Here is a 26,964-nt window from a genome sequence, read left to right as displayed (position 1 = left end):
AATAAGAAAAAAGACGATTAATGCAATATCTTACTGTATCACTTTCTAATGCTTCTTTAGTTTGTGCAAACCCGTATTATTTACTTTGCATCGAACAACAAAAATAATCCAAAAACGGACACCCAAACCAAATTTATACTAGTAGTAATTTATTTCGGATCGAAGGTTTTTTAAACCGAAATATCTTGATAAATATACCAATCATTCCATAGTTCCATAAAGCGACGGGTTTCCCTAATGAAGAGATTGACACTACCACTGGTATTTTTTTTCCTCTCTTCCTGTGGATTGCCCTCACTTGTCAGAGATCCTCTAGAATTTTTAGCCTTCCTTCGGTTTTTCACAGGACCACAATTTACGGGACATAGTATTGGTGGAGCAGTTTCAGGTCTACTTCCAGGAACATCGGTAACCTTAACAAACAACCAAGAATCAGTTACAGTAGCCGCAGATGGAAATTTTACCTTTCCGACAAAACTCAGTTCGGGCCAAAATTACAATGTCAGCTTTGTTACCAATGGGGCCGGACTCACTTGTTCCATTGCCAACGCCCAGGGTGTAGTTCAAAATAGCAACATAACAAACATTAGTATCACTTGTGGAATCGGTGCTAACTTTTATGAAGTAGGTGTAAATGTTTCAGGACTCAGTGGCACCATTACCGTTCAAAACAACGGAGCCGAAACTTTAAACATAGCCACAAACGGACTAACAAAATTTACAACTCTCCTTTCCACTGGATCCAATTATGCGGTCACCCTGACAGCATGGCCTGCCGGAACAATCTGTTCGTTCGATGATCCCACACTGACTGTTGGGACAATGGCAACTGCTAATGTTACTATATTTATCACATGTGTGAATGGATATGTCGTAGGTGGAAACATCCATCCCACTGCCGGTTCGGATCTTGGAACCAACTTAATTGGAAGAAAGACCTTTGTAAAAACAATCGCAGGTTCTTTTCCAATCAATGCGGGTGGAGGCGGAGCCATCACTGGAGGTGCTGTTGCCAGTGCCACTGCAAGTCTTGCTCGTTTTAATGGACCCAATATGATCACAGCGGATAGTAATTTTGTTTACTTAGCTGATTCTGCCAACGCAGTCATACGAAAGATTGACAAATCCAACGGAACAACAACCATCCTAGCAGGAGGAAACTCTGGGGGAGGTACAGTTTGTCCGGGTACAGTTACAACTAACTGTAGAGATGGTGTAGGTACTGCCGCAGAATTCAATGGAATCGCAGGTCTTACGAATGATGGGAATAATTTATTCGTATTAGAATCAAGTGGAAGAAGAATTCGTAAGGTAAACTTAGCAACCTCCGTTGTTTCCACTTTTGCTGGATCTGGGAATGCTGCTGCAGCGGATAACACATCTGGAATTCTTGCTTCCTTCAACAATCCTTCCTGGATTTCACTTTTTAACGGAAACCTTTATGTTGTGGATCGTGGGAATTGTACAATTCGAGTCATTAATCCCATCACTACTGCGGTGAGTACACTTGCAGGTGGACCAACCCTTTGCAGTTTTGCCAACGACCCAGTAGGAACGAATGCTCGTTTTGTATCACCAATTGCTGTGGTTGGACTCGGTAGTTACCTCTATGTCACAGACATTGGTGTTGGTGGCGGACATAAGGTCCGCAGGATAGCCCTCGCAGGAACCAACCCAGTCGATACCATTGCGGGAGATGGAGTGCAAGCTTCCACAGATGGAATTGGTACTTTGGCCCAGTTCAATGATCCTCACGGACTCACAACGGATGGGACCAATTTATTTATCTCAGAATGGTCTGGACATAAAATCAGACATTTAAACCTAACAACCAATAATGTCACAACTCTTGTTGGAAGTAGTTCCGGGTATTCCGACAACACAGGTGGGAATGGTCTTTTGAATTTCCCCGGTTATCTATTGTCAGATGGTCAGAATATTTACATTGCAGATACAGGGAATCATTCTCTCAGAAGAATAGAACCATCTGAAATTTTGCGTTATACTTTCGATGGAAACACAAACGACTCCATTGGAACGAACCATGGTACAATTGCAGGATCCCCCACTCAAACAACCGATGAAAATGCTCTAGCGAATGGAGCATACGAACTTCATGGAGGTGGTGAATTCATTCAATCCACCACAGATATCATTACTCCTCAGATTTCGGATAATCTTACTATCTCTGCCTGGGTATTTCCTGCTGGGGGAGTCGGTTCTCAATTTATCTTTTACAATGGGCAAGGTGGTACCGATGGATTTGGTCTCAATTTTGCAAGCTCAGGTTCCTCCAGAACTTTGTCTGTGTCCCTAGGTGCCGTTGGGCCAAGTGGAAACACGACAGCGAGATTACCGCTCAACCAATGGTCACATGTGGTACTCCAACGTTCCTATCCAAACTGGAAAATCTACATCAATGGATTACAAGATCCTTTGGTATTTACGACAAATCCGAATCTTCCCACTGGCACATTCAAGGTAGGAGATGCTGGGAATGGTTTTTATTACAAAGGGAAAGTTTCTGATGTTCGGTTTTTTAAAGGGGCAATAGATGATGAGTCCATACGAAGGATGGCTGTGCAAATTCCGGCAGGCCTTGTCACCTACTATCCGTTCAACGGAAATACAAAAGACTATGGCACAGAAAAAAATGATTTATCAGTAACTGGAGCTGCCCCCACCTCCGATCGCAGTGGCAACCCAAATAGTGCTTACCTCTTTAACGGTGCCTCCTTTATGCAAAAATTAAGTCCCACTGGATTGCCAATGGCGACTGACCCAAGAACCATTTGTGGATGGTTTAATAAAACAAGTACTTTTGGGGAATACATTGTGGGATATGGATCTTTTATAAATTCACAAGGAAACGGGCTTGTGGTTTCGGATACTGTCACAGGTATGTTTGGTGTGTCTGATGATGTTACGATCTTTCACGAAGGTTTTCGAAACCAATGGATGCATCTCTGCGGGACCTATAATTCCCCAAATGTTGAAGTTTATGAGAATGGTGTTTTACGTGTTTCAGCCTCAATGCCGACTTGGTCTACAGTAGCCGGTCCAAGCCTAGAAGTAGGAAGACGTCTCGATGGCGCTGGCCAATTTTCAGGTGTCCTTGATGAAATTCGGATTTATAACCGAGTTCTTTCTTTATCCGAAATCCGTACTCTCTCCGGTGCTTATCCCACACAAGTCAGCACTTGGAACCAAATACCTGCTAGTAGTAGTTTGAAATTTTTTCTCATGCCGGAAGCTGCATCCTTTGGACCAGGAGCTTGCAGTGGCGGATCCAATTGTATTGGGATTGTAGACGACCGCAGCGGGAATGGCTTTCATGTGAGCCAAGGAACTGGGTCCCAACAGCCAATTTTTAGTGCTACTGGCATCAATGGATCAAAGGGTTTACGTTATTCAAATACGGCAGGAACAGTTTTATCGAGAGCTTGTGTTCCTGAATTAAACACCGTCGCCAATACTATTTTTGCGGTATTCAACGATTTAGATGGAGGTGGGAGCGACGGACTTTTTCAAAATGGTGCCTTTGGCACAGGTAAGATATTATATTTACCGGATGGCCCTGGGAACCGACTCAGCTTATTTGACCAAATAGGAAACACAAGTCGCTTAATCTCTAACGCAAATTACAGTAGTGTCAACGAAATCACATTAATGTCTCTTGATTATAATGGCACTTCAGGAAATATTTATAAAGGAGGAGCCGTTGAAGCTTCCTCAAGTTTCGGAGCACCTGCCTACAATTGCGGAGGTGGAAACCTCGATATTGGCAGGTTTTATTATGGAGGACTTCCTCCTTTTGATGGTGATTATTTAGATGGTTTTATGGGAGATTTGATCTATTACGACCAAGCACTTTCCACAAGTGATAGGGAAATTGTAGAGTGTTATCTTTCCAATAAATATAGCCTACCAGTAAGCCATTCCTGTCATTAAGGATAGGATTTTTCAATATCAAAAATACATAGATATACATTCATATTCTTATATTCAGAATCAATTTTTTGCTAAACTTTTTTTTATGATTTGTATTCCCAGAGAAACCATCCAAAGTAACCAACACAAACTCCCTAAAAGACCAGCCAGAGGAATTTCTTTTACTTCTGGGATCACTATGGCAAACAATTCCCATTGCGCAAAAATATAAACCAAAGAAGAAACCATTCCAAAAATAGCAGTCCACTTAGGAAAAACCTGATCTTTCCAAATCATAAATGAAACCATCCCCATCCAAAAAATGGTAAAGAGTTGGCCTAAATGTTCACCAATCAAAACTCCAAACAAATGATGAATGGTTTGGAAATTGACTAAAACCGCATCTTTCACTATATCAGAACTAAGTGGATCAGAATACAAATTGGCAAGTATAGGCACAACAAAAACCCATCTAAGTAGTCCGATCAGTTGGAAAAACAAAGAAACAATACCAAACATAACAGCGGCTAAAGACAAAAGCGGGTTATTTCTTTTTGTAATTTGATACAAATGAAGGTAACCAAAAAGAAGCGGAAGACCAGAAATCCCAAAAAACCACCAAGTCCATACAAGGAAAGAACCACCTTTCTGAAATTCTGTTAATATTGTTCCCGATGGTAGCCGTAATATATCAGGATATTGAAAATTCACGATTAACATTGTATAGGGTATTTGAATGAGAAAGGGAATCATAATGAATATCATTCCCATATAACGATTCATTTTGATTGATTGATTTTGCATACTTTCCTCTTTAAAAAAATATAGAATAACTGATTCCCGGTGTTGGATTGAGTTCTGAAGGTGCACCATTTGCAGTAAGTAAAATGATACCAAACCGAAAACTCAAACCCTTCCACAACATTAATCGATAACCCAATTCATACATAATCGTATCTTTGTTTTTATACTCTAGATTCACACCTTTTCCATAGGATAAATATATATAAAACGATGAAGGTTGTTCTACAGATGCATTTAACTTGGCTAGGAAAAACCAATACCCAATTCCAACTTTATAAAACTCAGTTGTGATTCCCGGATCAAAACTGGTAAGATAATAACCTCCGTGAATAGAGAACTGGTCTTTTCTATATTCTCCTCCAATGGAAGGGGCACGAAAAAAATTAACACTGTATTCTTCTTTTGATAACTTAGTATTTCCGAAAATTGGATGTTGTATCAAAACGATAATGAATATTAAAAACCAAAGATCTAATTTCATTTTTTTCCTTTTCTGAAATCAGTGTAACTCAAATCAAATGTCTTGTCGTCCCACCCCATCGGACGGGACCTATCTTTTATAAAAAAACTAATTCCAATCTTTGGATCATCTGACAGTTTAGGAATAATCTCCCAAATGATTGGAACTATCTTACTCAGCGCGGGTTTTATACAGTCTGTCTTTCTTGGTCTTTATTTCTATCGTGAAGCAAATACAGGAAGGAAGTTCAGTCGTGACTTAAGTTATTTTTTCTTTTTCCTTTCCCTCATCATGATTTGTAACCTGATTTATTTTTCAGGCAACTTATTTGAATTTCCACATCTGATCAAACTAGGATATCTATTTGGATTTTGTATATCTCCGTTTTTCTCTTTTGCTGTGACAAGATATTTTGGAATCCCCAAAGAAAATCGAATTTGGTTCGGAATGTTTCTATTCGTGCCAGTTTCATTTTTATTAATTCATATTCCATTTTTTCTTTTGAGTGGAGAAAACAAAATTTTATCTCTCCGAAACAATCCTCAAAATCAAATATTGAGTGAGTCAAACTTGTTCCAAATGATGACTTTATTTTTTTCTCTGATTGTTTTTTTGCGCACATACTACCGATTTCGATTGGTCTTTGGAGAATTTTCCGATGATTTTCTCAGAGAAGAAAAACTTTTTTCTCGTTATATTTTGATTTTGGTCTTTTGGTTATTGCTTTGTATGTTGTTTTGTGTTTTATTCCCAGGCCAAATTTCCGAAACTATATCTAACATTGGTTTTTCGTTTTGGATTCTAGGATTTGCTTGGCACAGAATTTATCTTGACCAAAAAGGAAAAGATAACCACCAAATTTTACGTTCCAACCAAAACAAATACCAAAAGTCTTATCTATCGGATCAAAAATTAAATGAATTAGGAAAACATTTAGAAAATTTACTAAATGAAAAAGAATTGAGTTTGCAAAAAAAGTTTTAATAGAATCCGATACACCCATCCTTCGGGTTGGTTTTGATGTTGGATTCAATTCCAAAAATGCTTTTATCCGAGCATTTAAAGATTTAACAAATCTAACACCTTCCGAGTTCCGAAAAAAATACAAACCTTAGTCAAAAAAAGCAAATCAAAGAATTTCTCTTTTGACTAAGGCGATTCAATATTATTAAGTTTCGTTTGTTTTTTTTATTTCTTTTAAGTTCAAAGCAATGAGAAAAGAAACGATACAAGTGACCATTCCAAATGCATACACCGCTGCATAACCAAATTGATTTGCCACAAAACCTGCTAAAGGTCCCGTCACACCCAATGCGAGATCAAAAAAAGCTACATAAGCTCCAAGAGCAACTCCGCGAAATTTTGGCTCCATATTTTTAACTGCTTCCACACCAAAGGCAGGAAACACAAGTGAGTAACCAAATCCAGTGAGTGCAGCACCTAAAAAAGCCAAGGAAGAATGATTCGCCTGCCATAACAAACCTTGTCCAAAAATCGCAACAGCAGAGAAGATCATAGCAATTTTTTTACCACCATATTTGTCCACCGTTTGTGCAAAGAAGATACGAGCCAAAACATAGGCAGTACCAAAAATGACCATCACCCAATGAGCATTTTCCCATCCTTTTTCTTTAAAAAGTAATGTACTAAAACCGGCAATCCCCGCAAAACATACGGCTGCGAAAAAAAGACCCAGTCCATGTTTCCATACTTTGGGAACCACTTGATAAAATGGAATCCTCACCTGACTTACTTGAGGAACCATAGGAACAAAAAAAGAAATGATTCCTGCAAAGATAGGAAATAGAATTGATAGAACCACTCCTCCTTGAAATCCAAATTGATGGACCATCAAATATCCTAGAGGAGCAGAGATTGCCATCGCCGCATACATGGCCATACCACTCCATGCCATCACACGACCAGCGTTAGATGGTCCCACCAAACCAACTCCCCAAGAAAGGGCTCCCGTGATGAGTAAACTCTCTGAGTATCCTAAAATGATTCTTCCAACAAGGAGAATTACAAGTCCTAATGTTCCTTGAAAGTATACAACACCCAAGCTGACAATTCCAGAAATCACAGCAAAAAATATTCCTCGAAGAACAGCAACTTTTGGTCCTTTTAAATCAGATATAGAACCGGAATGATGCCGACTCAGTAAGGTTACAAGTGACTGGGTTCCCAGTATAATTCCAAGCCAAACATCACTCAAACCTAAGGTTCCTTTGATAAAACCAGGAAGAGTTGCAATGGGAATTCCCACGGAAAAAAATCCCAAGAGAACAATGATAGCAGTAACAATAATATATTTCATAAAAAAATCCGAATCCTAATTTTAATGGAACCAAACATTCATTAGTAGTGCTGATCCATAGAGTCCAAAACCATAAACCGTATGAATGGCAATATTTCTGAGTCGCACTTGATAAGGTTTGGGTGTTTTGGACGCAGCAATTCCAATCCCCATAGCTGGTTGCATAAAAAACCAAGGTGCCACAACGGTTCCAACACCCACAAAAATTGCCGGAAAAATCGTCGGATTCTTTAACCAACCTTCTCCCCAAAGGATAGGCAAAAGAAAGGAAAAGAAAATCCCTATGGCATAATGCGAGGCCCAGCCAAGTTTGGTTTCATTTGGGATCACCTCAGCCTTAGCAATCGATGTGTGAAAAATTTTTCCTCGAAACAAATTACCAACCCAACGTCCCAAAAGCCCAAGATCAAGCGAACTCACCCCGGCAGTTTTTTGCAAAAGAAACCTCCAAATGTCCATAGTTGCCGTAGCCCCTATTCCAATAAGAACGATCTTTCCTAAATCCAATAAAAGAAAATCCATAATATCCTCCAACATTCATTCTATCATTCAATTGTTTTATTGAATGATAGAATGTCTATAGTTTTTTAGATTCCTCTACAAAATTTCTTGCCGAAAAATTGAATTACCTTTTTTAGTGAGATTGTCTATGAGAAGTATGGAAACCATACCGCGTATGAGCGAAATTGCGAGTATGCTCGGGAACGAATCACGTCTAATTTTACTCCAACTGCTGTCCAATGGTGAAAAATCAGTAGAGATTTTGTCCGAAGAATCCGGTATTCCTGTTGCGAATACCTCACAACACCTCCAGGCTTTGAAAAAAGCGACTATGGTCACCACAAGACGAGATGGGAAAAGAATTCTTTACCGTTGGGAACAAGGACCATTGAAAGATTTATTCTTTGCTTTAGAAAAGTTTGCTCTGTTTAGTATTGCCGAAGGACAAAGCACAACCAGGGGAAATACACCAAATATAAAAAACAATATGAGCCTCTCGGAACTCCAAAAAAAAATTAAAAAAGGGGGAGCCCTCCTCATTGATGTCCGTTCGAAAGAAGAATATAAAAAAGGACATATCCCAGATGCAATCAATGTCCCATATAACGACCTTTTCACACACAAATTTCCTAAAACCAAAGAGGTGATCGTATATTGCCGAGGACCACTTTGTTTGTTATCTGTGAATGCAATGAATCTTTTGCAATCGCGTGAAATTAATGTCTTTCGTTTTGATGGAGGGTATAGCGGCTGGGAATCAACAGAAAATAAATAATAAATGGAACGGTTTATTTAAAAATTACTCAAGTAGGAAATTGAATTTTTAACTTATAACTTTCATCCAAAATCCGAACCTCCAATTTCCCATTTAATTGCGATAATCGTTGTTTGATGCTTTTTAACTCTAGATTACTCTTTTGCTTTTCAAGTGGTAAGTTCAATAAATTTCTTTGATCAATACAAAAGGAACCGTTCTCATAATCTAACTCCCAAACAGATTCTCCTCTACCGTATTTGATATCATTCGTACAAACTTCATACAACATATAAAATATATTCAAAAAATAACTTTGGTTTTTACCAATAATTTTTATTTCGCTGAAATAATTTAAAAAATCATTTGAAGGTAAAAACTCAAATTCTCTTCCCACATCGGAATACCTTCTTAACAAAGTTAAATGCAAACCAGTGACAAAGTTTTCAAAAATTAAATTCTGATCTTCGATATAAAGTAATTGGTTCCGAAGTGACTGAATGATTGAAACAACTCGATCATAGATATGATCCAAATCAAAAGTATACTTCACTGAATCACTCACATTGGCCAGTTTTCTTTCCAAATAGACTTTTAAATCCGTCAGATTTGCGCCCAATTGGTCGTGAACCATCAACTGCATTTCGGCCCTTTGTTTTGACAATGCATGTAACGATTCTTCGTATAGGGCCATTTCTATATTTGCTCTAGATTCAATCGCATAGGCAAAAAATTTACTTAAAGACACCGTTTGGAAAATTACATAAAACAAATAGCCAATAATTAAATATAACCCTCCATGAACGCCATAAAAGTTAAGTGAAATCGATAAAGTACAAAACAATGCAAGTGAGAATAGGGCAATTGCCATCGAATATAATCCTTGAGCCTCTTTTTTATGTTTATAAAGGAGAAAACAAGAGAACGCCAAAAACATTACCAAATAAACAACTAGATAAAGAAAATTCAAATAGTATTGAAACGTTTTGGGAACAAAAGGAAAATACAAAGCCAAAATTGCACCGACATAAAAGAAATTTTTTACGTATTTGTATTGTTTCGATTTAAACAACTCGCTCAAAAATAAAATAGAAAAAACAAAGGAAAAAATATTTACATAATGCAGCCATATAGATTGAATTTCAAAACTTTGTATAGGAATAAAATAACTGTGTGATTTACTATTTAAAAAAGGGATTCTTATTAGGAAGGTAATACAAACGATTGAAAAATATAAAAATGCCCGCTGCTCACGATTAATAAAATAAAATGACAAATGATATAAGACCGATCCAAATATAAGCCCAAAGACAAAAATTTCAACGATAAGATTTTTACTTTTATACAAATGCATTCGTGAAGGAGAAGCAATCAAAAACTCACCTCTTGGACCACCCTGATAAAAGTCTTGATTGGCAATTTGTATCACAATATCTAAATCCAATTGATCTGTTAGAAACTCAATAGTTGAATTTGTTCTATCAGGTATAATTTCAGAAAGTTGCGCCGAAACTTTTCCTTTTTCCTGAATCAGTTCACCATTGATGTAAACCTTAGAAGAAGAAAACAAATGCATAAAATAAATTGAGAACTGTTTTACCTTAAAACTCTTTTGAACCTTTATTTTTTTATGATAGGTAGCATAACCTTTTGCTGGAAACTTCCGATCGGGAAAACTTAGATTCGTCCAAGGCCGGAATTCTACTACTGGCACATCGCCAAAAGTAGAATTATTCAGGAAATCCTTTGGATCCAAAAGCTGGTTCCAATAAAACTCCCAACCAGATGATAAATTAATCGGAAGAGCAGTTTCCCAATTGGTTTCAGATAAATCTATGTAAGCGTAATTTTGGTATTTTTCCGCTAATCTTTGGTAACAATTTACCGGAATTGTTGTAATAATCAAAAATATAAAAATCTTTCCAATACATTTCATTATAAAATAGAAAACTCTTGCACTTTAAGTGCTAATTCAGATCGATTATGGACCTGTAATTTTCGATAAATTGATTTTACATAACCCTGCACAGTATGTTCACTTAAGTCCAAAAACTTTGAGACCAAAGGAATTGTTTTTCCTTTGATTAATAATTCAAGAATTTGTTTTTCCCGATCTGTTAAATATATTTTTGGTTTATCGATAGGACGCCTAAAGCTAGAAAATACTCTTAGCGCAATGGTTGGTGTAATATAAGCACCACCACCTAATAAAACATCAGCAATATTTTTTATTTGTCCTAACTCAGATTTTAAGAGGTAACCAAGTGCTCCATTTTTAATCGAATTAAAAATCATCTCATCGGAATTCATGTTGGTTAACATAATTACTTTTATGTTTTCGTTTTTTTCTGATAAAATTTTAACCACCTCAATTCCGTTAATGCCAGGCAACATGATATCCAAAAATAGAATATCGATGTTTTTATGTTGAGGATCGCGTAAAAGCATCTCTCCTGTTTTCCATGAGAGAATCTCCGATACATTGTCCAATTCAGAAATTCGGTTTTTTAGCTCTTCCAGAAAGAAATTGTCATTTTCTAAAATTCCAATTTTGATCGCATTAGAATCGTTTATACTTTCGTTTTTATGCGACATGTTCTCTCGTTCCTGCCAATGTTTCGTAGTACTTCCAAAAATTTTCATTAGGAGTCCGTTTGTCTTCAGATAAGGAAAATTCCGTTTTTAATCCTAGAACGTAGAACATTTCCACCTCTCCTTTGTTTTTGGCATTAATTTTTCCTCTGTATTCACATTCAAAAACATCTTTAATCATATCATATGTTTCGCCACTCACATTGATTTTTCCTGGAGTCCCGGAAGATTCCATCCTAGACGCAGTGTTCACAGTATCTCCCCAAACATCATAGGCGAATTTTTTTTCTCCAATGACACCTGCAACTAAGGGACCTGAATGAATTCCTAATCTGAGTTCCCAAAATGGCAATCCTTGATCCTCTTTGATTTGTTTCATGAGATTCATAAATGCCTGGATTTCCAAGGCGGCAAGAACAGAATCGATTGCATGTGTTTGGTTACGCTTTGGAATTCCTCCAGCACACATATAACTATCCCCAATCGTCTTCAGTTTCTCTAGTTTGTATCTTTCTGTAATTTTATCGAACTGAACAAAACAAGCATCCAAATCTCGAATCAGTTCTTGTGGCGATAAAACTTCTGCGATTTGCGTAAATCCTTTAAAGTCAGTAAACATAACACTCACATTTTCGTATAAGATTGGTTCTGTGGCACCTTTTTCCTTCAACTCCTGGGCAATATCAACAGGCAAAATATTGAGCAAAAGTTTTTCGTTTTTCCGTCTCTCTTCTTCGGCAATATTTCTAGAAATCTCCAATTCTTGAAATAAAGCAGAACCATATATAATGCCCGCTAATTGTTCTCCTAAGATAGAGAGTTTTGAAATATCCTCATCAGTTAAGTCCATCGATTTGTCTGAATTTGATAAATCAAGTAACCCTACAACTTCTCCATTCAAAATCATTGGGATAAAAAGAAACGATGTGATCTTACAAACATCAATCACCCATTTTTCATCTTCTGAAAGCAATCTTTCTATCTTTTCCAGATCTTTCGACATATAAATAGGCTTTTTCTTACGCAGGGTCATCTGGTGGCCTCCTGCTGCGCCCTTCAAAGGCACTCTCATTTCATAAATTCTTTTTTTCTGGAATTCCGTAACATACTCAGGGATCTCCATTTCTATAAAACGTAAGTATTTTTTTTCACCATCTGCAACTAACAACGAATAGTACATAATTCCAAAATTCGTTTTTACATAGTTGTGTATCTTTTTCATGATCAAATGGATATCCATTTTTTCGTTGATATCTTTGATAAATCCATTCAATGCTAGGATATCTTTCTTTTGCTTTTCCGTTTGCCTTAGGAGGTGAACTCTCTGAATGACACCTGCAACTTGTGCACAGAGATGTTCAATGGATCTTGCTTGAGATTTTGTTAAATCCAATCGCTCTATAAAATTAGAGAACATGATAATTCCAATGGTTTCACCTTTTAAAACCAAAGGAACATGTAAAAAAGAAGTAGCTTTAACGCCTTCACTGATTTGTTTATCAATTTCGAATCCAAATCGTTTGACTTGCGGAAGTATCATACTTTTTTTCCGCTTCCATACCAAATAAGCAACTCCCCCTGATTCATTCAAAGGAATCCTTAAATTATTTACAAATGCTCTTTGTTCATCAGAGGCATCAACAAATGTTTCAGCATGCACACTTTTGATTTCTTCTTGGTTTTCATCTAATAAAAATAACCAAGAAGCCAAAATCCCATATTTTTGATTCACGTATTCTGCAATGGCACTAATGATTTTTGGCAATTCAGATTCAGTATTGATTAAATTAGTTAAATGATTGATGGCTTCAATTTCTTTTTTGGCTTCTTCAGATTGGATAAGAGCATTATCAGCTTTCACTTTTTCTTTGGCCAGTGCAAGTATTGTTTGATCTAACTTTACTGCGGTAGAACGTAAAAATACAAATGATACAAGGTAAAAAGCAAGTGCAACCGGTGATGCTACAAATATTGCGTGATAAATTGCAATACTTAATGGATAAACATCTATTAAGTTTAAAACATAAAAGGACATTGATATCGGCACAAAGAATAGTATCATTAGTGAAACGCGATTTCCAATTAAAGTCGCTTGTCCTGAAGTTGGAATGGCTCCTAGTTTGATAATAAAAATTGAAATCAAAAGTGCAGGGATAAATTGTAATTCACCAATTGAATACAACGGAATTCCCATTGTTGCGGGTAAATTGAAGAAAATAAGGAAGTCTCCGAAAAACAAAGAAAGCACAATAAGATTGGCCATTTGATTATGGGTCTCTTTCCATATCTGGATCCAATCTTTAAAAAAAAATACCATCCCTATCATACCAAGTAATCCAAAGGCATTCAGACCAAGGCCACCTGCAGACATCCGACCGAAGGAGTATTCATAAAATCCACTAAAAAAATAAGGAGTCCAAACGATAAAAGCCAAAAGCAAAGATCCAAAATCAAAAAACCGTATTAGTTTCGGAGACTTTTGACCGAATAATGCATAACAGAAACGCAAATGGATGCCTGGAGTGAATACAAACAATGTATAAAAAATTTGTTCTAACCTTCTATGAACAATTAATGGCAAATCAAATTTAAATGTAACCATTACGATAGTAAAAGCACCTGCTAAAAAAAATGATATGGAAGCCAACATATTCAATTTAATATCAGGATTACTTCCAGCGATATAAATGGCCAAAGCAAATACCACAACACTAGAGAGAAGTGGAATCAAAAAATAAGGTCGAGTGTATGCTGTTATCTGTTCACTCGGATGAAGGTAAAAAGAAACTAAATATGCGATTATGATTAAAATCGTTGTGATAAATCCCGATAGAAAGTAAAACAATCCCCTTTGTTTGAATAACAAATCATTTAGATTTAAAAAATCTGATCGAAAAATTCCATATCCGAGAATTGATAACGGAAGAAATGCGAAACTACTCAGCGGAAATACTGGGTATCCTACCAAACTCAACAAATTGGTAATCAAAAAAAAGCTACATATATGAAGACCTAAGAACATAATCTTCTTTGATTCAAAGTCTACTTGATGCTTCATCCAATAATGAATGGAGGTAGGAGTGTATACAAATATATAATTAATGAATAAAACAACCCCCCAAATCTTAAGAGGAAGTTCCGCAATCGGATATTTGCCAAAAGAATATATAAACCAACCACCTGTAAAATCATAATGAGTGAAAAGTCCGTAATATCCAAATGCAAGAGTCAACATAGCCAAAAAACCGGAGATCATTAAATATCGATATTTTTGGTTGGTCAAATAGTACGTTAGAAAAGCAGCAGCTGGGGATAATAAAACTACTCCAAAGTAGCAAATACGATTCCAAAATAACAATGTAGGTTGGTCTTGGATTAACGTACGTAATGATAAAACAAATCCAAGTGAAGCAAATGAAAATGAAAAACAAACGAAACTGAATAGAAGTTTGCGATTTTCAGATCTTTTGAGGGCAAGTATCCCTAGTGAAGTGAGTGTCAATCCGACAAAGGTCGTAAAAAAGTTTGGTATCGCCCAAGGAAGTTTGTACCAAAAATATTCGATTGTAGAGGGGATTGTCGAAAGATCAGGAATTGGAATCATGAAATCCTCAGTTTAAATTACGATTGCTCTTCGAAATTTGATAACGATTGCAAAGAATTCTGATGACTTTGTTTCAATTCATAAGGTTGGGAATAAATATTTTAGTTTATCATACCCCCTGTTCAGGGGGTTTTGTAATGAGTTACTTGAGTTTTATATGAATTCAAATTGATTTGGAGGAAATAAAATTCAATCACCTTTGTTTTTGATTTTTATTTGTGTAAGGCAAAATTCATTGATCTTCAATATTGGATCTTTCTCATTTCTTTTTAAAACAACAAAAGGATTGGGATACCAAATTGCTACTTCATCCTTCGATGTCCTGCCAATCACTTCCCCTTCCAATAAGTCATGATGTTTTTGTCGAAAACAGTCAATCGGATCACCACTAGAAACAATTTCCCCATTGGATATCATATAAACTTTTTTAGTAAGTTTGATGACCTCTGGAATTTCATGACTAATCAGGATGGCTGTCATTTGATACTGTTTTTGTAAAGATTCAACAAGTGAAACAAGTTGACTTCGAATCCTTTGGTCTAAAGAAGAAAAGGGTTCATCTAAAAAAAGGAATTTAGGTTTCTGGATAAGCGACCTGACGAGGGCAACTCTCTGTTTTTGACCACCGGACAATCCTTCTACTTTATGATTTAGAAGATTATCTATTTCGGCTGTAGTCATTAACCTCTGTAAGAAATTCTTATCTTCTTTTCCCTTTTGAAAAGCAAATTCCAAGTTTTCCCGAACATTCATATTTGGAAATAATGAAGATTCTTGAAATAGATATCCAATTGACCTAGAAACGATTGGTAAGTTTATATTCTTTTCAGAATCAAACCAAACCTGTCCATCAGCAACAATAGAACCTAGATCTGGCTTCACTAATCCAGTTAACATTTTTAGAAACGTGGTTTTACCTGCACCAGATGGACCAAAAAGAGAGTTTGATTGGTGTAATGGAATCTCACATTCAAACTTAAGTTCAATAGTTTTCTGATCTCTTGAAGAAAACTTCTTTTGGATATTTACTTTGATCATTCTAAACTCGAAGCATTATTTTTTTGAAGTCAACGCCATTGTTAAACTTCTCTTATATCGAAAAATTACCAATAAAACAAACATTGATATAGCTACCAAAATTGCTGAATAGATATGAGCAGATTGATAATTCATTGCCTCAACTTCTTCAAAGATAGCAATGGATGCTACTTTTGTTTTACCTGGAATACTTCCACCAATAAGAAGAACGACGCCAAATTCGCCAATGGTGTGTGCAAATGTTAAGATCATACCAACAAGGATTGCGGGTTTACAATTAGGAAGAATTACCTTAAACAAAATAGTCCACTTTGATTTTCCCAAAACCATCGCAGTTTCTATATAGATTCGAGATACTGACGAAAATCCAACTTGGAAAGCTTGTAACATAAATGGTAAACTAAACAAAACGGATCCAATCAAAATTCCCAAAAAACTAAAGGCAATTCGAAAATGGAATACATCCTCAATCCATCTGCCTAACCAATGATTGGGACTAAATAAAATGAGAAGATAAAAGCCAAGTACAGTCGGCGGTAATACCAAAGGTAAGTTCAAAATTGTTTCTATTACAAAACGAAATCGAAATGAAGAAAAAGTAAGCCAGTAAGCAATGGGTATAGTGATGATACTCAAAACGAAAGTTGTGAGTAGTGCCAATTTTAATGTCAACCAAAGAGGATCAAAATCTAAAATCATCTTTTTCTCGAAATATAAGATTTTTTTTGCAAAATAATACAAATACAACAATCATATTGGAGGTGCAGTGTAACCATATACAGAGAGTATACGATGAACTTCTTTAGAAAATAAGTATTCGAAAAATTGGTGGGATAAATTGAATTCTTCCTTTGATCGATTTTTATTTATTTCTATGATGATTACACCTTGATGGATCGGTGTGTAAGAGAAAGGATCAACATTCAACCAAAATTGGTTTGTATTCTCTTTAGAGAGAGCAGTCGAAAGTGAGGTAAAACCAAAATCGGCAGATCCTGTGGATATAAATTGGTTTACTTGGGTGACACTTTCACCAAACACAAGTTTATCCTTTACCTTTTCGTAAATTCCATAATAATGCAGTAATTCAACCGCTGCCCTACCATACGGTGCAGTTTTTGGATTAGCGATTGCTATATACTTGGTATTCTCATTAACCAAATGTTCTTGAATCGAATTCGATTTATTTTTTCCCATTTTTGACATGAGTATCAATTTTCCAATGGCATAAACTTTGGGTTGGTTTTTGCTAAAACCTTCTTTATACAATGCTTCTGGAAAATCCATATCAGCAGATAAAAATAAATCAACGGGTGCACCACTTCGAATTTGACTTGTGAGTTGGCCTGAAGCACCCCAAATGATTGTGACCTTATATTTTGGGTTTTGTTTTAAAAATGAGGTCCGAATTTCTTCCATCGGATTTTTAAAATTCGCAGCAACTGCCACTGTAATTTCTGTGACTTCATTGGGATGATTGGATTTTAATTCCAGTTTTTCTGAAAAGACTGCACTTGTTAGGACAAACAAACTAAATAAAAATAATGTGATACGTTTCATAGACCAACAGGTTCATAAAACGTAAGTTTCCTAAGCTATGCGAGACTTTTTTTTAGAAATAGCAAGAATCGGGTTTTCGAATCGTTGAATTCAACCTAAACTATTCTCATTCCATTTTTGGAGATGAGATGAAAACATTTATATTACTACATGGTTCTTACCACGGTGCTTGGAATTGGCATAAAATAGTTCCGTTATTACAACAACTTGGACACCAAGCGATAAGCATTGATATGCCAGGGCATGGACTAGACAGAAAAAAAATACATTTTGCAACACTTAGTGACTATGTAAACAAAACGGTAGAGGTGATCCAAGCTATCGAAGGTAAAGTGATTTTACTTGCCCATAGTCGAAACGGAATTGTCATTTCCAGAGTTGCTGAGAAAATCCCGGAAAAAATTGAGAAATTAATTTACCTCGCATCCTATTTAATTCCAAACGGAAGGTCAATGATGGAATATGCTCTCCTTGATCGGAAGTCTTTAGTGATTCAAAACACAATTCCAAAAATTTCCTTAAAACTAGCCAGTCGATTGATTAAAGATTATACTGGTTACAAAAAAACATTGATAGATCTTTTTTTGCCAAAAAAATACAGAACTCATCGTTTGAGCCAACATATCTTCCATGATGCACTTTATCATGATTGCCCACTCGAGATCACTGAGTTAGCCAATGTTTTACTCACACCAGAACCAAACTTAGGTGGATTTGAAAAATTGAAATTAACTGAAGAACGTTATGGTAAAATTCCGAAAATTTACATCGAATGTTTGCAAGACAGAGCAGTTACACTGTTTCTCCAAAGGAAGATGCAAAAGGATTCTCCCTGTGATCGGGTTTTTCAAATTGATTCCAGTCATTCTCCTTTTTTTAGCAAACCAGAAGAATTATGTGATATACTGAATGAAATCGCCAAGGAGTAATTTCTATGTCTGAGTTTCTTTTGGTTTTTACTATGATCGTTCTTTCACATGACAAAATTATTTTGACAATGGAAAAGGTAAATCTAGTAAGTAAAACCAGTGTCGGAATTGAACAATATCAGTTTGAAAATACCGAAGCTGGTTTTGCGTCCGCAGAAGAAGAAGAGAAAAAGATTCGAAAAAAATTAAATCTTCCAGCTTCCGATTGTTTGGTGGTTTTAAACAGAGAGAAAAAAGGGTACATCCACGTGGGTCTAAGCCACATGGGGAACTTACCTGAAGCGACTGAAATGTCAGAACCTAATATAAAAAAGATTGTGGCACTCTGTCGAATGAAACAGGCAAAGTTTTGACATCACCTCATACGTTTCAGCTCAAACCAATCTCAACGAAATTGAAATCCATACTGATTTTGGTTTTCTAAATTTCCCAATCGTATATTACCAATTTTTTCCAGTAGGCTTGTGATTTGTAGAAGAGAATTGGGACTCAGATGTAGATAGATTAATGTGCATTTAATATCTGCATGATCCACTAATTTTTGAATGTACAATACCAACCGAGGCATATACATCGTATAACTTCGAATTGACTTTTTTGCATACCCATGCACAGATCATATCTGAAATTATTTTATCTATTAACAACCCATCCACAAACGGGACAAAAGGTACAGAAGAATAAAAAGTATTTAAAATAATTTCAGATCGACTCTAATTGTTTATCGGTTTTTTAGTAAATCGACTATTTTAAGATGACCGTTTTCTAAAGCTAAGTCCAATGCTGATTTACCTTTCTTATTTTTAAGCGATGGATTTGCTTTTTTTTCTAAGAGAAATGATACGATTTCAAAATTCCCATCTCTTGCAGCCAAAATCAAAGGAGTTTGTCCCTCCAGTGTATCGGCCCGGTTAGGATCAGATCCCAAGGATATCAATTCCTTTACTATAGGCTCATTTTGAAGTAAAACAGCAAGAATCAAAGGAGTTTGACCAAATTCATTGGTTGCTTCCAAATTTGCTCCATCTTCAATGATCGACTTCACAAATGGAAGTGACCCACCTTGGATCGCCCAAAAAAGTGGAGTGTATTTATGTTCATCCACTTCATTAACACTTACGCCCGTCAAACGCAAAACTTGAAATAGAAAAATATGATTTTCTTTAGCGGAATAAATCCAGAGCAATTTCCTTCGTCGTGAATAATCCAAAAAGAATAAACTGATTAGAAGAAAGAGTATGAAAAAAACAGCAAAGGCTTTTTTTGCAGCATATTTAATGTCAGGATGAAAAAATAATTCTGAATTTTCTCCAAGAATGCCTAAGACAGACTTATATTTTTTAATAATCAAATAAACTAATAGTATATTTGTAGGTAACGTGAAGGCAACGAGATAGGGAATATTCAATATTTTACCATTCCCTGCATACAACAGAAAATAAATTGGGAACAGGACAATGAGAAATCCATAAATGGAAATACTTTGCGCAATATACCCTTTTGTCGACCCACCTTTTGTAAGCACAATGCCCCGATGAAAACTCATTAGTTGTAATAATAACGAAGAAAGAATAGCCCAAACAATCGAACTTAATATTTGTAACGAAGGAAGTGGAATGGGCATATCCCATCTATTTTTATTCATCCCTACATACAATCCAGCAAGGATTGCAACTCCACCTACAAACCAAAGAGAAAAGAAAACTCGAACAGAATGTCTTGCACGTCTCATTCTTGATGTTTTATCTTCCACAACATCTTCTTCACCAAGGATATCTTCTACTGCTGATGCAGCACGTAAAGTTCCCAAAACTGAAACGGCAACATAATAACAAAGAAACGAAACCGCCAAAAGATTACGTTTCCAAGAAACATCACCTGAAACATAACAAACCAATACAATTAGGAAAAAGGCTAATATCGGAGGTGTGAACAAACGAATGATCGAAATCAACCCACCGCGAAACGGATTCATCTGAGGAAGTTTTATTTCTGCATTCATATTATTTTGCCGCCCCTTTGGATCCTTCATCTTTCAAGTTCAAAATATAATTAGCAACTGCCGTTAACTTTTCGTTTCCTAAGTACTTTTGAGAAGGCATTTCGATAAAACCTTCTCGAACTTTTTTGGGCATTGATGCAAAGGAAACAACGCCATATACATCTTTTTTATATTTATCCTGTATTTCCTTAATTGGAGGGCCCACAGTTCGTAAAGTCATCGAGTGACAACCAGAACAAACGGCACCAAACACCTGTTTCCCTAGCTCCCGAGCATCTGATTTAGCTTCTCCCAACTTAGGGTCACCAATCATTGTTTTGATTTGCTCAGTGGATTCTTTTGGTGAACAAATTCCGTATCCGCTAGTTCCGATTTTTGTTACTGAATCAGGAGAGGACAAACAATTGCCCTTTCCTTTCCCGGAAGCCACAATATCATATCCTTCCGGGAAAATTCCCACCTTCCCACCGTTAGGAGATTCAGGGATCGGATTGCCAGAAAATACAACTCGTATCACATAAAATATCCAAGAGACAAAATCGTTCCACTTCCGAGATCCATTATCAATGAAAACGTTTTCAAGGACTTTGTTTCGGTCAGGATTTGGTTCTACATCTGGATCAGGTGATTTTGAATTAGGAAGTAAATTATTATCTCCAATTCCAATTCCGGCGAAACTATTTCTACGAATGATATTGCCTTCAATCGTAACTGCGTCACCAGCCATAACACCAATTCCTATCCCAGGAGGAACACCGGCAACAAGAGCACCCGGTTCAGCAAAATTTCTATGATTATTATCAAATATAAAGTTCTTTCGAATGATTACATTCTCAACTTTTTTCAAAGGAAGGCCTGGCAAAGCAAAAGCAACGATACCCGCTGAATTATCATACACAGTATTCCCTTCAATTAAAACGTTCGTTGAGTTTTCGATTTCAATTCCAATCACACTTCCGTAGACTTCATTTCGTCTAACATCAACATTGTGACACATCCCAATGTAAATTGCCGCGTCAGCAATTCCCAAACTAACCGTATCTTCAACGACTACGTTAGTTCCCATTGTTGGATAAATTCCATAGATTCCTGTATTTTCCACAATGAGTTTGCGCATAATGATATTACCTGCACCTTGGGTCATCACTCCATTTGCTTTATAGTTTTTGATGTGGAAATTTTCGATTAGAAAATTAGCACCAGACCCAATCACACCATCATTCAGTTTCGCCTCTCCATCTAACACTGGCCACTTGCCATTGACAATCACACCCGATAGAGTAAAATGAGTTTTGTCCACGAACAAAAACTCTTGATAGATACCAGGAAACACTTTTACGGTATCTCCTTTTTCTAACGAATCAATTGCCTTCTGAATTGACTCCCCTTCATGAACTTCCACTGTGCGTGAAAAAACTTGGGACGTGAAGACAAAAGTTAGAAAGATAACAAACCATAGGTGAAGATAGGTTTTTCGATTTTGCAAAGAAAGAATAGACTGGAAAAGTTTTTTAAAACTCATTACTTTTTGGAACTCCGATGATATGATTCTAATTCAAGTGCTACTGGTAAACCTGATGGAACGGACTTTGGAAATTTTGGCATACTCGATTCATCAGTCAATGTCTTTAGAAAAGAAATGAGAGATGTAATTTCATTTTGACTAAGGCCCATTTTTCTAACATGCCAATGAATTCGAAGGTCGCTCGGTGCACCATTCCCCCGACCACCACCTTCGTTATAAAAATTTACAACTTCCTCAAGCGTTTCCAAATTTCCTGCATGCATATAAGGTGCAGTTTTTGCTATATTCCGTAAACTAGGAACACGAAAAGATCCCCGAAGCAGATCTTGACCGGTAATGGTTTCTCGTCCATAATCCCTAACCCCCGAATCCAAAACGCCAATGGTAGCAAAAACATTATTTGTAAACATTGGTGGAGGATGGCATTCTGCACATCTGGCAACAAAAGAACGAAATACATTATAACCTAACAATTCTTCTTCGCTAAGTGCATCTTTATCTCCAGTTGACCATTTATCAAACCTGCTGCTAAATGAAACAAGCGATCTTTCGAAAGAAGAAATCGCATCAACCACTAACTCTGCCGAAATTTTAGTTCCTTTCAGGCCATAAGCCTGGCGAAACATTTTTTGATAAAAAGGATTTTCATTTAACCGTGATTCGATGATCGTAGGAGAACTACCCATTTCATCAGGAGAATACAGTGGACCTTCTGCTTGGTCTTCCAAATTTGCGGCTCTCCCCTCCCAAAACAAATGTTTCATATAAAGAACATTCCACAAACTTGGAGCTGACCTCTTTAATACCACTCCATTTTTGCGTTCTGGTCCATACCCAGTCCCATCTTTCCCAATACTTTGTTTTCGACCATCCGATAAACTATAGGCTGGGTGATGGCAATGAGCACATGACAACTGTTTATCGCTAGAAAGGGTCGGATCAAAAAACAAATACCTTCCTAAATCAATCACCTTCGGATCTAGTTTGACATCGGGGAGAGTTTGCCCTAAGCCACCGTTTTTTTCTAAGGAATTTATATACTGATAATTAATAACACAGAGACCTTTCACTGTTTTCCATCCGGAAGGACAAAGCGAAGAAAGAAAAAAATCCGAAGGAGGTTCTACTATCTCAAATTCAGATGTTTCTTGAATGATTCTAGAATCTACCTTTGAGCAATTCGAAACCAAAAAGACCAAAGTAACGAATTCCAAATAAAACAGATACTTCACAAGACAAAAGAACCATATAGAGAAAAGTTAGAAATCATTTTAATCTAATAAAACAAAAGAAAAGCCAATGATTTGGCCATATAAAAAATCAATCACCTCAAAGCTCATTGATTTATATCAATCTTTATCTGATGTAAAAAAAGGGTCACAGACAGAATGACCCTTTTCAATAAACTTAAATATTTGAATTAAGATTCTGCCAAAGCCTTTATAGTTTTGTATTCACTTAAGTCTGTGTAAATCTCTCCAGTATATGGATTTCTTTTTGTTTTAATCCACTTATACAGCATATAACAGAACACAGCAACATTACTTGCCAGCGCAAGTCCGGCAACAGAATTATAAATCCAAGGTTGGTAGGTTGAGCGAACGAGATAAGCTCCTGAATCTAAAAATGAAGGGAAAGTTTGTGCAAACATACACCAAATAGCAAGCGTTTGTGCCCTATGTTGCAACCATGCTCCTTTTCCAATTGTGAACGCACAAACTGTTGGCGCCAAAAGAAGAGCTAAACCTGCATACCAAGAATGGGATGGAATACAATTGTATGTGTAAGAAAAATTCCACAAATCATATGCAACAATCCAAAACCAAAGCATGTCAGGCCATAACATATCCCTGCTCTTATCAGAATCCGTTTCCTTTCGAATGACAATGCCAAACCAACCAGTGATAGTAACCGTGTTAAGAATCCCAGCAATGGCGTTCATATAATTCCAAGGTCCACCAAGAACTCCAGTCACCTCTCCTTCAATAGGCCCAGAAAAAATATTCCAATAAATCTTTCCCACTTGAAAATCTCTCGTGACTGCCTCAACGATATTCACCGCCAATATCAAAGCAGGAAAAAACAAAGCTAGTTTAACATTTGCTAATCGCCAACGCACATTTCCTTTTGTATCAGTTTTCTGAATATGGCGAATCGCCCAAAAAATAAGGCAACCTGCAAGTGCAGAGTATACTTTTACCAAATGGAACCAATCTGTATAGGTTTGTTCCTTCATAAAGAAAAACCAAAGTATAGACAGAAACGTTGGAAGGACTATGAAACTAAAAAACCCAGCCCATTTCCATCTCCTTGCAAATTCATTAAAAACGAAAAGGGCAAAAAAAACAAGGAACCATATTCCAATCCCTTCGATTGTTGTCGTTCCGGCCTCTGCATTAAAATTCCACATTACAAAACCTCTCTCGATTTAGATTTCAAAATCTTATTTATATTCATCCACTTTCCAATTTCATTATGACTGGCTGGTCAACGAAAGTCAAGAAATCTTGTTTCGTTCATCCTTAGTTTAACATACGTTTATTTAGAAGGTTTCTAAAGTTTTCGATCAAAAATCAACAAACGAAATAAAAACAAAACCATAGATTGGGCGCTCCCAAATCGATCTTGTTGTTTGATGAAAAGAATAAGGGTCGGGCTACTCCGGGGTCCGCTACGCTTCCGTCTGCCTTACGGCAGACCAAGCCCTTCTTATCCCTAGCGCAAAGAGCCCTACCATTAGTGAAACGCCTCTTCCAATGAACGAAAAATTTCTCGACTAACACCTACGGGCATAAAAAATCCAATGGAATTCACTGACTCAGAAGACCCACCATAAATTTCAATTGCGACGGAAGTTTGCGAAGATTCAACGGTTAAAATCTCTTGGAATTTTGGATACACTTTGGTTGGTGCTAAAAAATAAGATAAAAAATTCTTAAATGGAAACGACGCACTCAATCCAGTCATTTTAGGAATTGAAAATGTGTGAAACTTCCCAGAAATTTGTTTTTTTTGTTCAGGAGTAAATCCTTCTAATCGACATCCAAGAATCGATCGTAACTTGGATGGTTCTGTATCGGGTGCGTCCAAATATATGGCAAGGCTATCGCAATTGGTAATCCCTAGCAACTCCCATTCTTTTTGAAAATTTTCCCAACTAGTTCCGATTTCTTTATAAGGTCCTTTATGAGTTGCATAGTAAATCTCTGTTGGACCAAACGATTCACGACTCACAACTACGTCCTGGAATCCACCCATATAACCATAAAAAACAACTCCAAGAAGAATCAAGATACTCGCAGTGATACCTATGTATTTTACTTTTTTCATTACTAAACTCCTATGCCAAATTACCTATTGTTTTTCTTCAATTTTAATCGATTCTATGATCTGGTCAAAAGTCTTATTGTATTTCGGGTATTCATCTATCGTTGAATTAAAGTTAAACAATAACATTTTTCCATTATAATTCGTAACCAACATTGTATTATTTATTTTTGTATCGATAGCATTTGATAAAAAATTAAAAAGAATAAACTTCTTCTTATTAACAACTATTAGTTCATTTTTAATCCAATTGATTCCTGGGATAATTTTTGAAAACGTATCCGACATTGTTTTTCTTGCATCTTCTAGATTGATTTCTTCGATTTGGTTATCTTTTATATCAAAACCAATTGATGTTTTGGTGGACTTTGTTCCAATCACATACTTAGGAGCTCGTTTAGAAGGATATTTTAAATCGATTATTTCCTGAGAAAAAGGTTGGAATTCATCACCTGTTTCAAAGGAAATCTTTCCCTCATCCAAAGTATGAGTTTTCGCAAATATTTGAATATTTAAAACTAACAAGGTTACTACGAAAATTAATTTCTTCATTGGTTCCTAAAATTTCCTTTTTGATTCTATAAAAATAAAGACAAACGTTATTTTTTCTATCCTACTGACGAGTTGTCGATTCATTTTCTTTCATTTTTAATCGAAATTTTGATGAAAACCCTATGATTCAGTAAACACAACCCACTCCACCTAATATGGCTTACGGTTTACTTCCTCTTTCACTAATGTCTTATTAGAAATATATATCTTCAGTAAACTTACATTGAAACCAAAAATGCATCAGAATATCAGGAACTTTCACCTACCAAATATTTGGTGATTGCTTTAACAAATAGGGATTCTTACCTATCTTCATATTTTTCCGAAACCAATAATAGTAAAATGAAGGCAGTTGCGACGAGATAAATCTTAGTATCACTGTCGAAAACAAATTGTTTTTTTATTAAGGCAATCTAAATTACTTTACCATGCCAGTTACAAGAAGCTTGTTTCCTTTTTTTTATCGAATGCAATGGCAAACATTCAAAACCATCTGGAAATCTCTGAAAACTTCTCAAGTCATTCTATTTTTATTTCGGTTCTTTTGGGAACGATTTCGTTTACAGCGTTCTACCTTTTGGAAGGAATGGAATCAAAAACCATCTAACCATTATCAATTGCAATATCCTCTTGAATTGATCGCATTTTATATCGCCTACAAAGAAGTCACAAACAATGAGCGAGCTCTTTTTCTGCTTTTAAAGATTCTCAAACATCAATCCGCTGGAGTTTTTTTGGAAATGGTAGATATATTTCGTAAACATGGGATAAAGATTACAAAGGCATAAGCAGCAGAATGCCTTCCTGACTCCTGCCAGCTGAATTTCTGGCGAGCTCCGCACTTTGTTAACTCATTTGTAGATGGTTCGCATTTTTCGCTCATCCTCCCATCCAGGTCGGAATTCGCTAACGCGTCCATCCATGGACGCTTAAAAATGTGAACCAACCACAAATGAGAACTATTTCCAATTCATATGTAGAAAACCAGACTTTCCCTCCAGACATAAAAAAAGCCCCGAATCTAACGACTCAGAGCTTTTCCCAACAAATGTATACGACAAGAGTTCTA

23 protein-coding genes are annotated in these 26,964 nt (G+C 36.3%); 6 read left to right on the top strand and 17 right to left on the bottom strand.

Annotated elements, in window-relative coordinates; genetic code table 11:
* Positions 1 to 237: 237 nt before the first annotated feature.
* Complete coding sequence (locus EHQ47_RS10485) at positions 238 to 3,951, top strand: LamG-like jellyroll fold domain-containing protein (protein ID WP_135777152.1); 3,714 nt, start codon at positions 238 to 240, stop codon at positions 3,949 to 3,951.
* A gap of 60 nt (positions 3,952 to 4,011) precedes the next feature.
* Here EHQ47_RS10485 and EHQ47_RS10480 read toward each other — a convergent pair whose 3' ends face one another.
* Together EHQ47_RS10480 and EHQ47_RS10475 are read right to left on the bottom strand one after the other, a co-directional pair.
* Positions 4,012 to 4,734, bottom strand: a complete 723-nt coding sequence (locus tag EHQ47_RS10480; RefSeq protein ID WP_135777151.1) for a DUF4386 domain-containing protein — start codon at positions 4,732 to 4,734, stop codon at positions 4,012 to 4,014.
* Positions 4,735 to 4,744: 10 nt separating this feature from the next.
* Entirely contained in the window at positions 4,745 to 5,215 is a 471-nt protein-coding gene (locus tag EHQ47_RS10475) for a hypothetical protein (protein WP_135777150.1), read from the bottom strand.
* A gap of 135 nt (positions 5,216 to 5,350) precedes the next feature.
* On the opposite strand from EHQ47_RS10475, the gene EHQ47_RS10470 reads away from it, so the two are divergent.
* Together EHQ47_RS10470 and EHQ47_RS19835 are read left to right on the top strand one after the other, a co-directional pair.
* The gene (locus EHQ47_RS10470; protein WP_244290306.1) at positions 5,351 to 6,178 is read left to right on the top strand and encodes an AraC family transcriptional regulator; all 828 of its coding nucleotides are present in this window, start codon (positions 5,351 to 5,353) and stop codon (positions 6,176 to 6,178) included.
* Complete coding sequence (locus tag EHQ47_RS19835; RefSeq protein ID WP_341867461.1) at positions 6,154 to 6,309, top strand: helix-turn-helix domain-containing protein; 156 nt, start codon at positions 6,154 to 6,156, stop codon at positions 6,307 to 6,309. The genes EHQ47_RS10470 and EHQ47_RS19835 overlap by 25 nt, the downstream gene beginning before the upstream one ends.
* Positions 6,310 to 6,362: 53 nt before the next feature.
* Here the strand turns inward: EHQ47_RS19835 and EHQ47_RS10465 are convergent, their stop codons facing one another.
* Together EHQ47_RS10465 and EHQ47_RS10460 are read right to left on the bottom strand one after the other, a co-directional pair.
* A complete protein-coding gene (locus EHQ47_RS10465) occupies positions 6,363 to 7,511 on the bottom strand; it encodes an MFS transporter (protein WP_135777149.1) in 1,149 nt (382 codons plus the stop codon).
* A gap of 21 nt (positions 7,512 to 7,532) precedes the next feature.
* Positions 7,533 to 8,033 (bottom strand): DUF2938 domain-containing protein, encoded by a 501-nt coding sequence (locus EHQ47_RS10460; protein ID WP_135777148.1) that lies wholly within the window; start codon positions 8,031 to 8,033, stop codon positions 7,533 to 7,535.
* 136 nt (positions 8,034 to 8,169) lie between these two features.
* On the opposite strand from EHQ47_RS10460, the gene EHQ47_RS10455 reads away from it, so the two are divergent.
* Positions 8,170 to 8,787 (top strand): ArsR/SmtB family transcription factor, encoded by a 618-nt coding sequence (locus EHQ47_RS10455; protein WP_244290305.1) that lies wholly within the window; start codon positions 8,170 to 8,172, stop codon positions 8,785 to 8,787.
* A gap of 28 nt (positions 8,788 to 8,815) precedes the next feature.
* Here the strand turns inward: EHQ47_RS10455 and EHQ47_RS10450 are convergent, their stop codons facing one another.
* The 6 genes from EHQ47_RS10450 to modA all read right to left on the bottom strand — a co-directional run bounded on the left by EHQ47_RS10450 (position 8,816) and on the right by modA (position 17,560).
* Positions 8,816 to 10,672 carry a 7TM-DISM domain-containing protein gene (locus EHQ47_RS10450; RefSeq protein ID WP_244290304.1) on the bottom strand — a complete coding sequence of 619 codons (1,857 nt, stop codon included), beginning with the start codon at positions 10,670 to 10,672 and terminating at the stop codon, positions 8,816 to 8,818.
* A 29-nt stretch (positions 10,673 to 10,701) separates the two neighbouring features.
* On the bottom strand, positions 10,702 to 11,361 hold the full coding sequence (locus EHQ47_RS10445; protein WP_135777146.1) for a response regulator transcription factor: 660 nt from the start codon (positions 11,359 to 11,361) through the stop codon (positions 10,702 to 10,704).
* Complete coding sequence (locus tag EHQ47_RS10440) at positions 11,351 to 14,962, bottom strand: adenylate/guanylate cyclase domain-containing protein (RefSeq protein WP_135777145.1); 3,612 nt, start codon at positions 14,960 to 14,962, stop codon at positions 11,351 to 11,353. Before EHQ47_RS10440 ends, EHQ47_RS10445 begins: the two co-directional genes overlap by 11 nt.
* A 189-nt stretch (positions 14,963 to 15,151) precedes the next feature.
* Positions 15,152 to 16,000 carry an ATP-binding cassette domain-containing protein gene (locus tag EHQ47_RS10435; protein WP_135746858.1) on the bottom strand — a complete coding sequence of 283 codons (849 nt, stop codon included), beginning with the start codon at positions 15,998 to 16,000 and terminating at the stop codon, positions 15,152 to 15,154.
* Positions 16,001 to 16,015: 15 nt separating this feature from the next.
* Positions 16,016 to 16,699, bottom strand: coding sequence for a molybdate ABC transporter permease subunit (gene modB, locus EHQ47_RS10430; protein WP_135777144.1), 684 nt, complete (start codon positions 16,697 to 16,699; stop codon positions 16,016 to 16,018).
* Between the two features lie 51 nt (positions 16,700 to 16,750).
* The gene (modA, locus tag EHQ47_RS10425; protein ID WP_135746856.1) at positions 16,751 to 17,560 is read right to left on the bottom strand and encodes a molybdate ABC transporter substrate-binding protein; all 810 of its coding nucleotides are present in this window, start codon (positions 17,558 to 17,560) and stop codon (positions 16,751 to 16,753) included.
* Between the two features lie 128 nt (positions 17,561 to 17,688).
* Here modA and EHQ47_RS10420 point away from each other — a divergent pair, with 128 nt between their 5' ends.
* Both EHQ47_RS10420 and EHQ47_RS10415 read left to right on the top strand, forming a co-directional pair.
* Positions 17,689 to 18,489: an alpha/beta fold hydrolase gene (locus EHQ47_RS10420; RefSeq protein WP_135746855.1), complete on the top strand. Its 801-nt coding sequence runs from the start codon at positions 17,689 to 17,691 to the stop codon at positions 18,487 to 18,489.
* A gap of 5 nt (positions 18,490 to 18,494) precedes the next feature.
* The gene (locus tag EHQ47_RS10415; RefSeq protein ID WP_135746854.1) at positions 18,495 to 18,842 is read left to right on the top strand and encodes a hypothetical protein; all 348 of its coding nucleotides are present in this window, start codon (positions 18,495 to 18,497) and stop codon (positions 18,840 to 18,842) included.
* 32 nt (positions 18,843 to 18,874) lie between these two features.
* Here the strand turns inward: EHQ47_RS10415 and EHQ47_RS10410 are convergent, their stop codons facing one another.
* The 7 genes from EHQ47_RS10410 to EHQ47_RS10380 form a co-directional block, all read right to left on the bottom strand.
* Complete coding sequence (locus EHQ47_RS10410) at positions 18,875 to 19,102, bottom strand: hypothetical protein (RefSeq protein ID WP_244290303.1); 228 nt, start codon at positions 19,100 to 19,102, stop codon at positions 18,875 to 18,877.
* 108 nt (positions 19,103 to 19,210) lie between these two features.
* On the bottom strand, positions 19,211 to 20,491 hold the full coding sequence (locus tag EHQ47_RS10405) for an ankyrin repeat domain-containing protein (RefSeq protein ID WP_135746853.1): 1,281 nt from the start codon (positions 20,489 to 20,491) through the stop codon (positions 19,211 to 19,213).
* A 1-nt stretch (position 20,492) separates the two neighbouring features.
* Positions 20,493 to 22,013 carry a parallel beta-helix domain-containing protein gene (locus tag EHQ47_RS10400; RefSeq protein ID WP_135777143.1) on the bottom strand — a complete coding sequence of 507 codons (1,521 nt, stop codon included), beginning with the start codon at positions 22,011 to 22,013 and terminating at the stop codon, positions 20,493 to 20,495.
* A complete protein-coding gene (locus EHQ47_RS10395; protein WP_244290302.1) occupies positions 22,013 to 23,086 on the bottom strand; it encodes a cytochrome-c peroxidase in 1,074 nt (357 codons plus the stop codon). The genes EHQ47_RS10400 and EHQ47_RS10395 overlap by 1 nt, the downstream gene beginning before the upstream one ends.
* 350 nt (positions 23,087 to 23,436) lie before the next feature.
* Positions 23,437 to 24,426 carry a DUF5692 family protein gene (locus EHQ47_RS10390; protein ID WP_135777141.1) on the bottom strand — a complete coding sequence of 330 codons (990 nt, stop codon included), beginning with the start codon at positions 24,424 to 24,426 and terminating at the stop codon, positions 23,437 to 23,439.
* A gap of 326 nt (positions 24,427 to 24,752) precedes the next feature.
* Positions 24,753 to 25,346, bottom strand: coding sequence for a hypothetical protein (locus EHQ47_RS10385; RefSeq protein ID WP_135746849.1), 594 nt, complete (start codon positions 25,344 to 25,346; stop codon positions 24,753 to 24,755).
* A 24-nt stretch (positions 25,347 to 25,370) separates the two neighbouring features.
* Positions 25,371 to 25,895 (bottom strand): hypothetical protein, encoded by a 525-nt coding sequence (locus EHQ47_RS10380; protein ID WP_135750065.1) that lies wholly within the window; start codon positions 25,893 to 25,895, stop codon positions 25,371 to 25,373.
* Between the last annotated feature and the right edge of the window lie 1,069 nt (positions 25,896 to 26,964).

Source organism: Leptospira bourretii (assembly GCF_004770145.1).
Taxonomy (GTDB): Bacteria; Spirochaetota; Leptospiria; order Leptospirales; family Leptospiraceae; genus Leptospira_A; species Leptospira_A bourretii.
The sequence above is the reverse complement of the archived record's forward strand: the minus strand, read 5'-3'. Positions and strand labels throughout refer to the sequence as shown.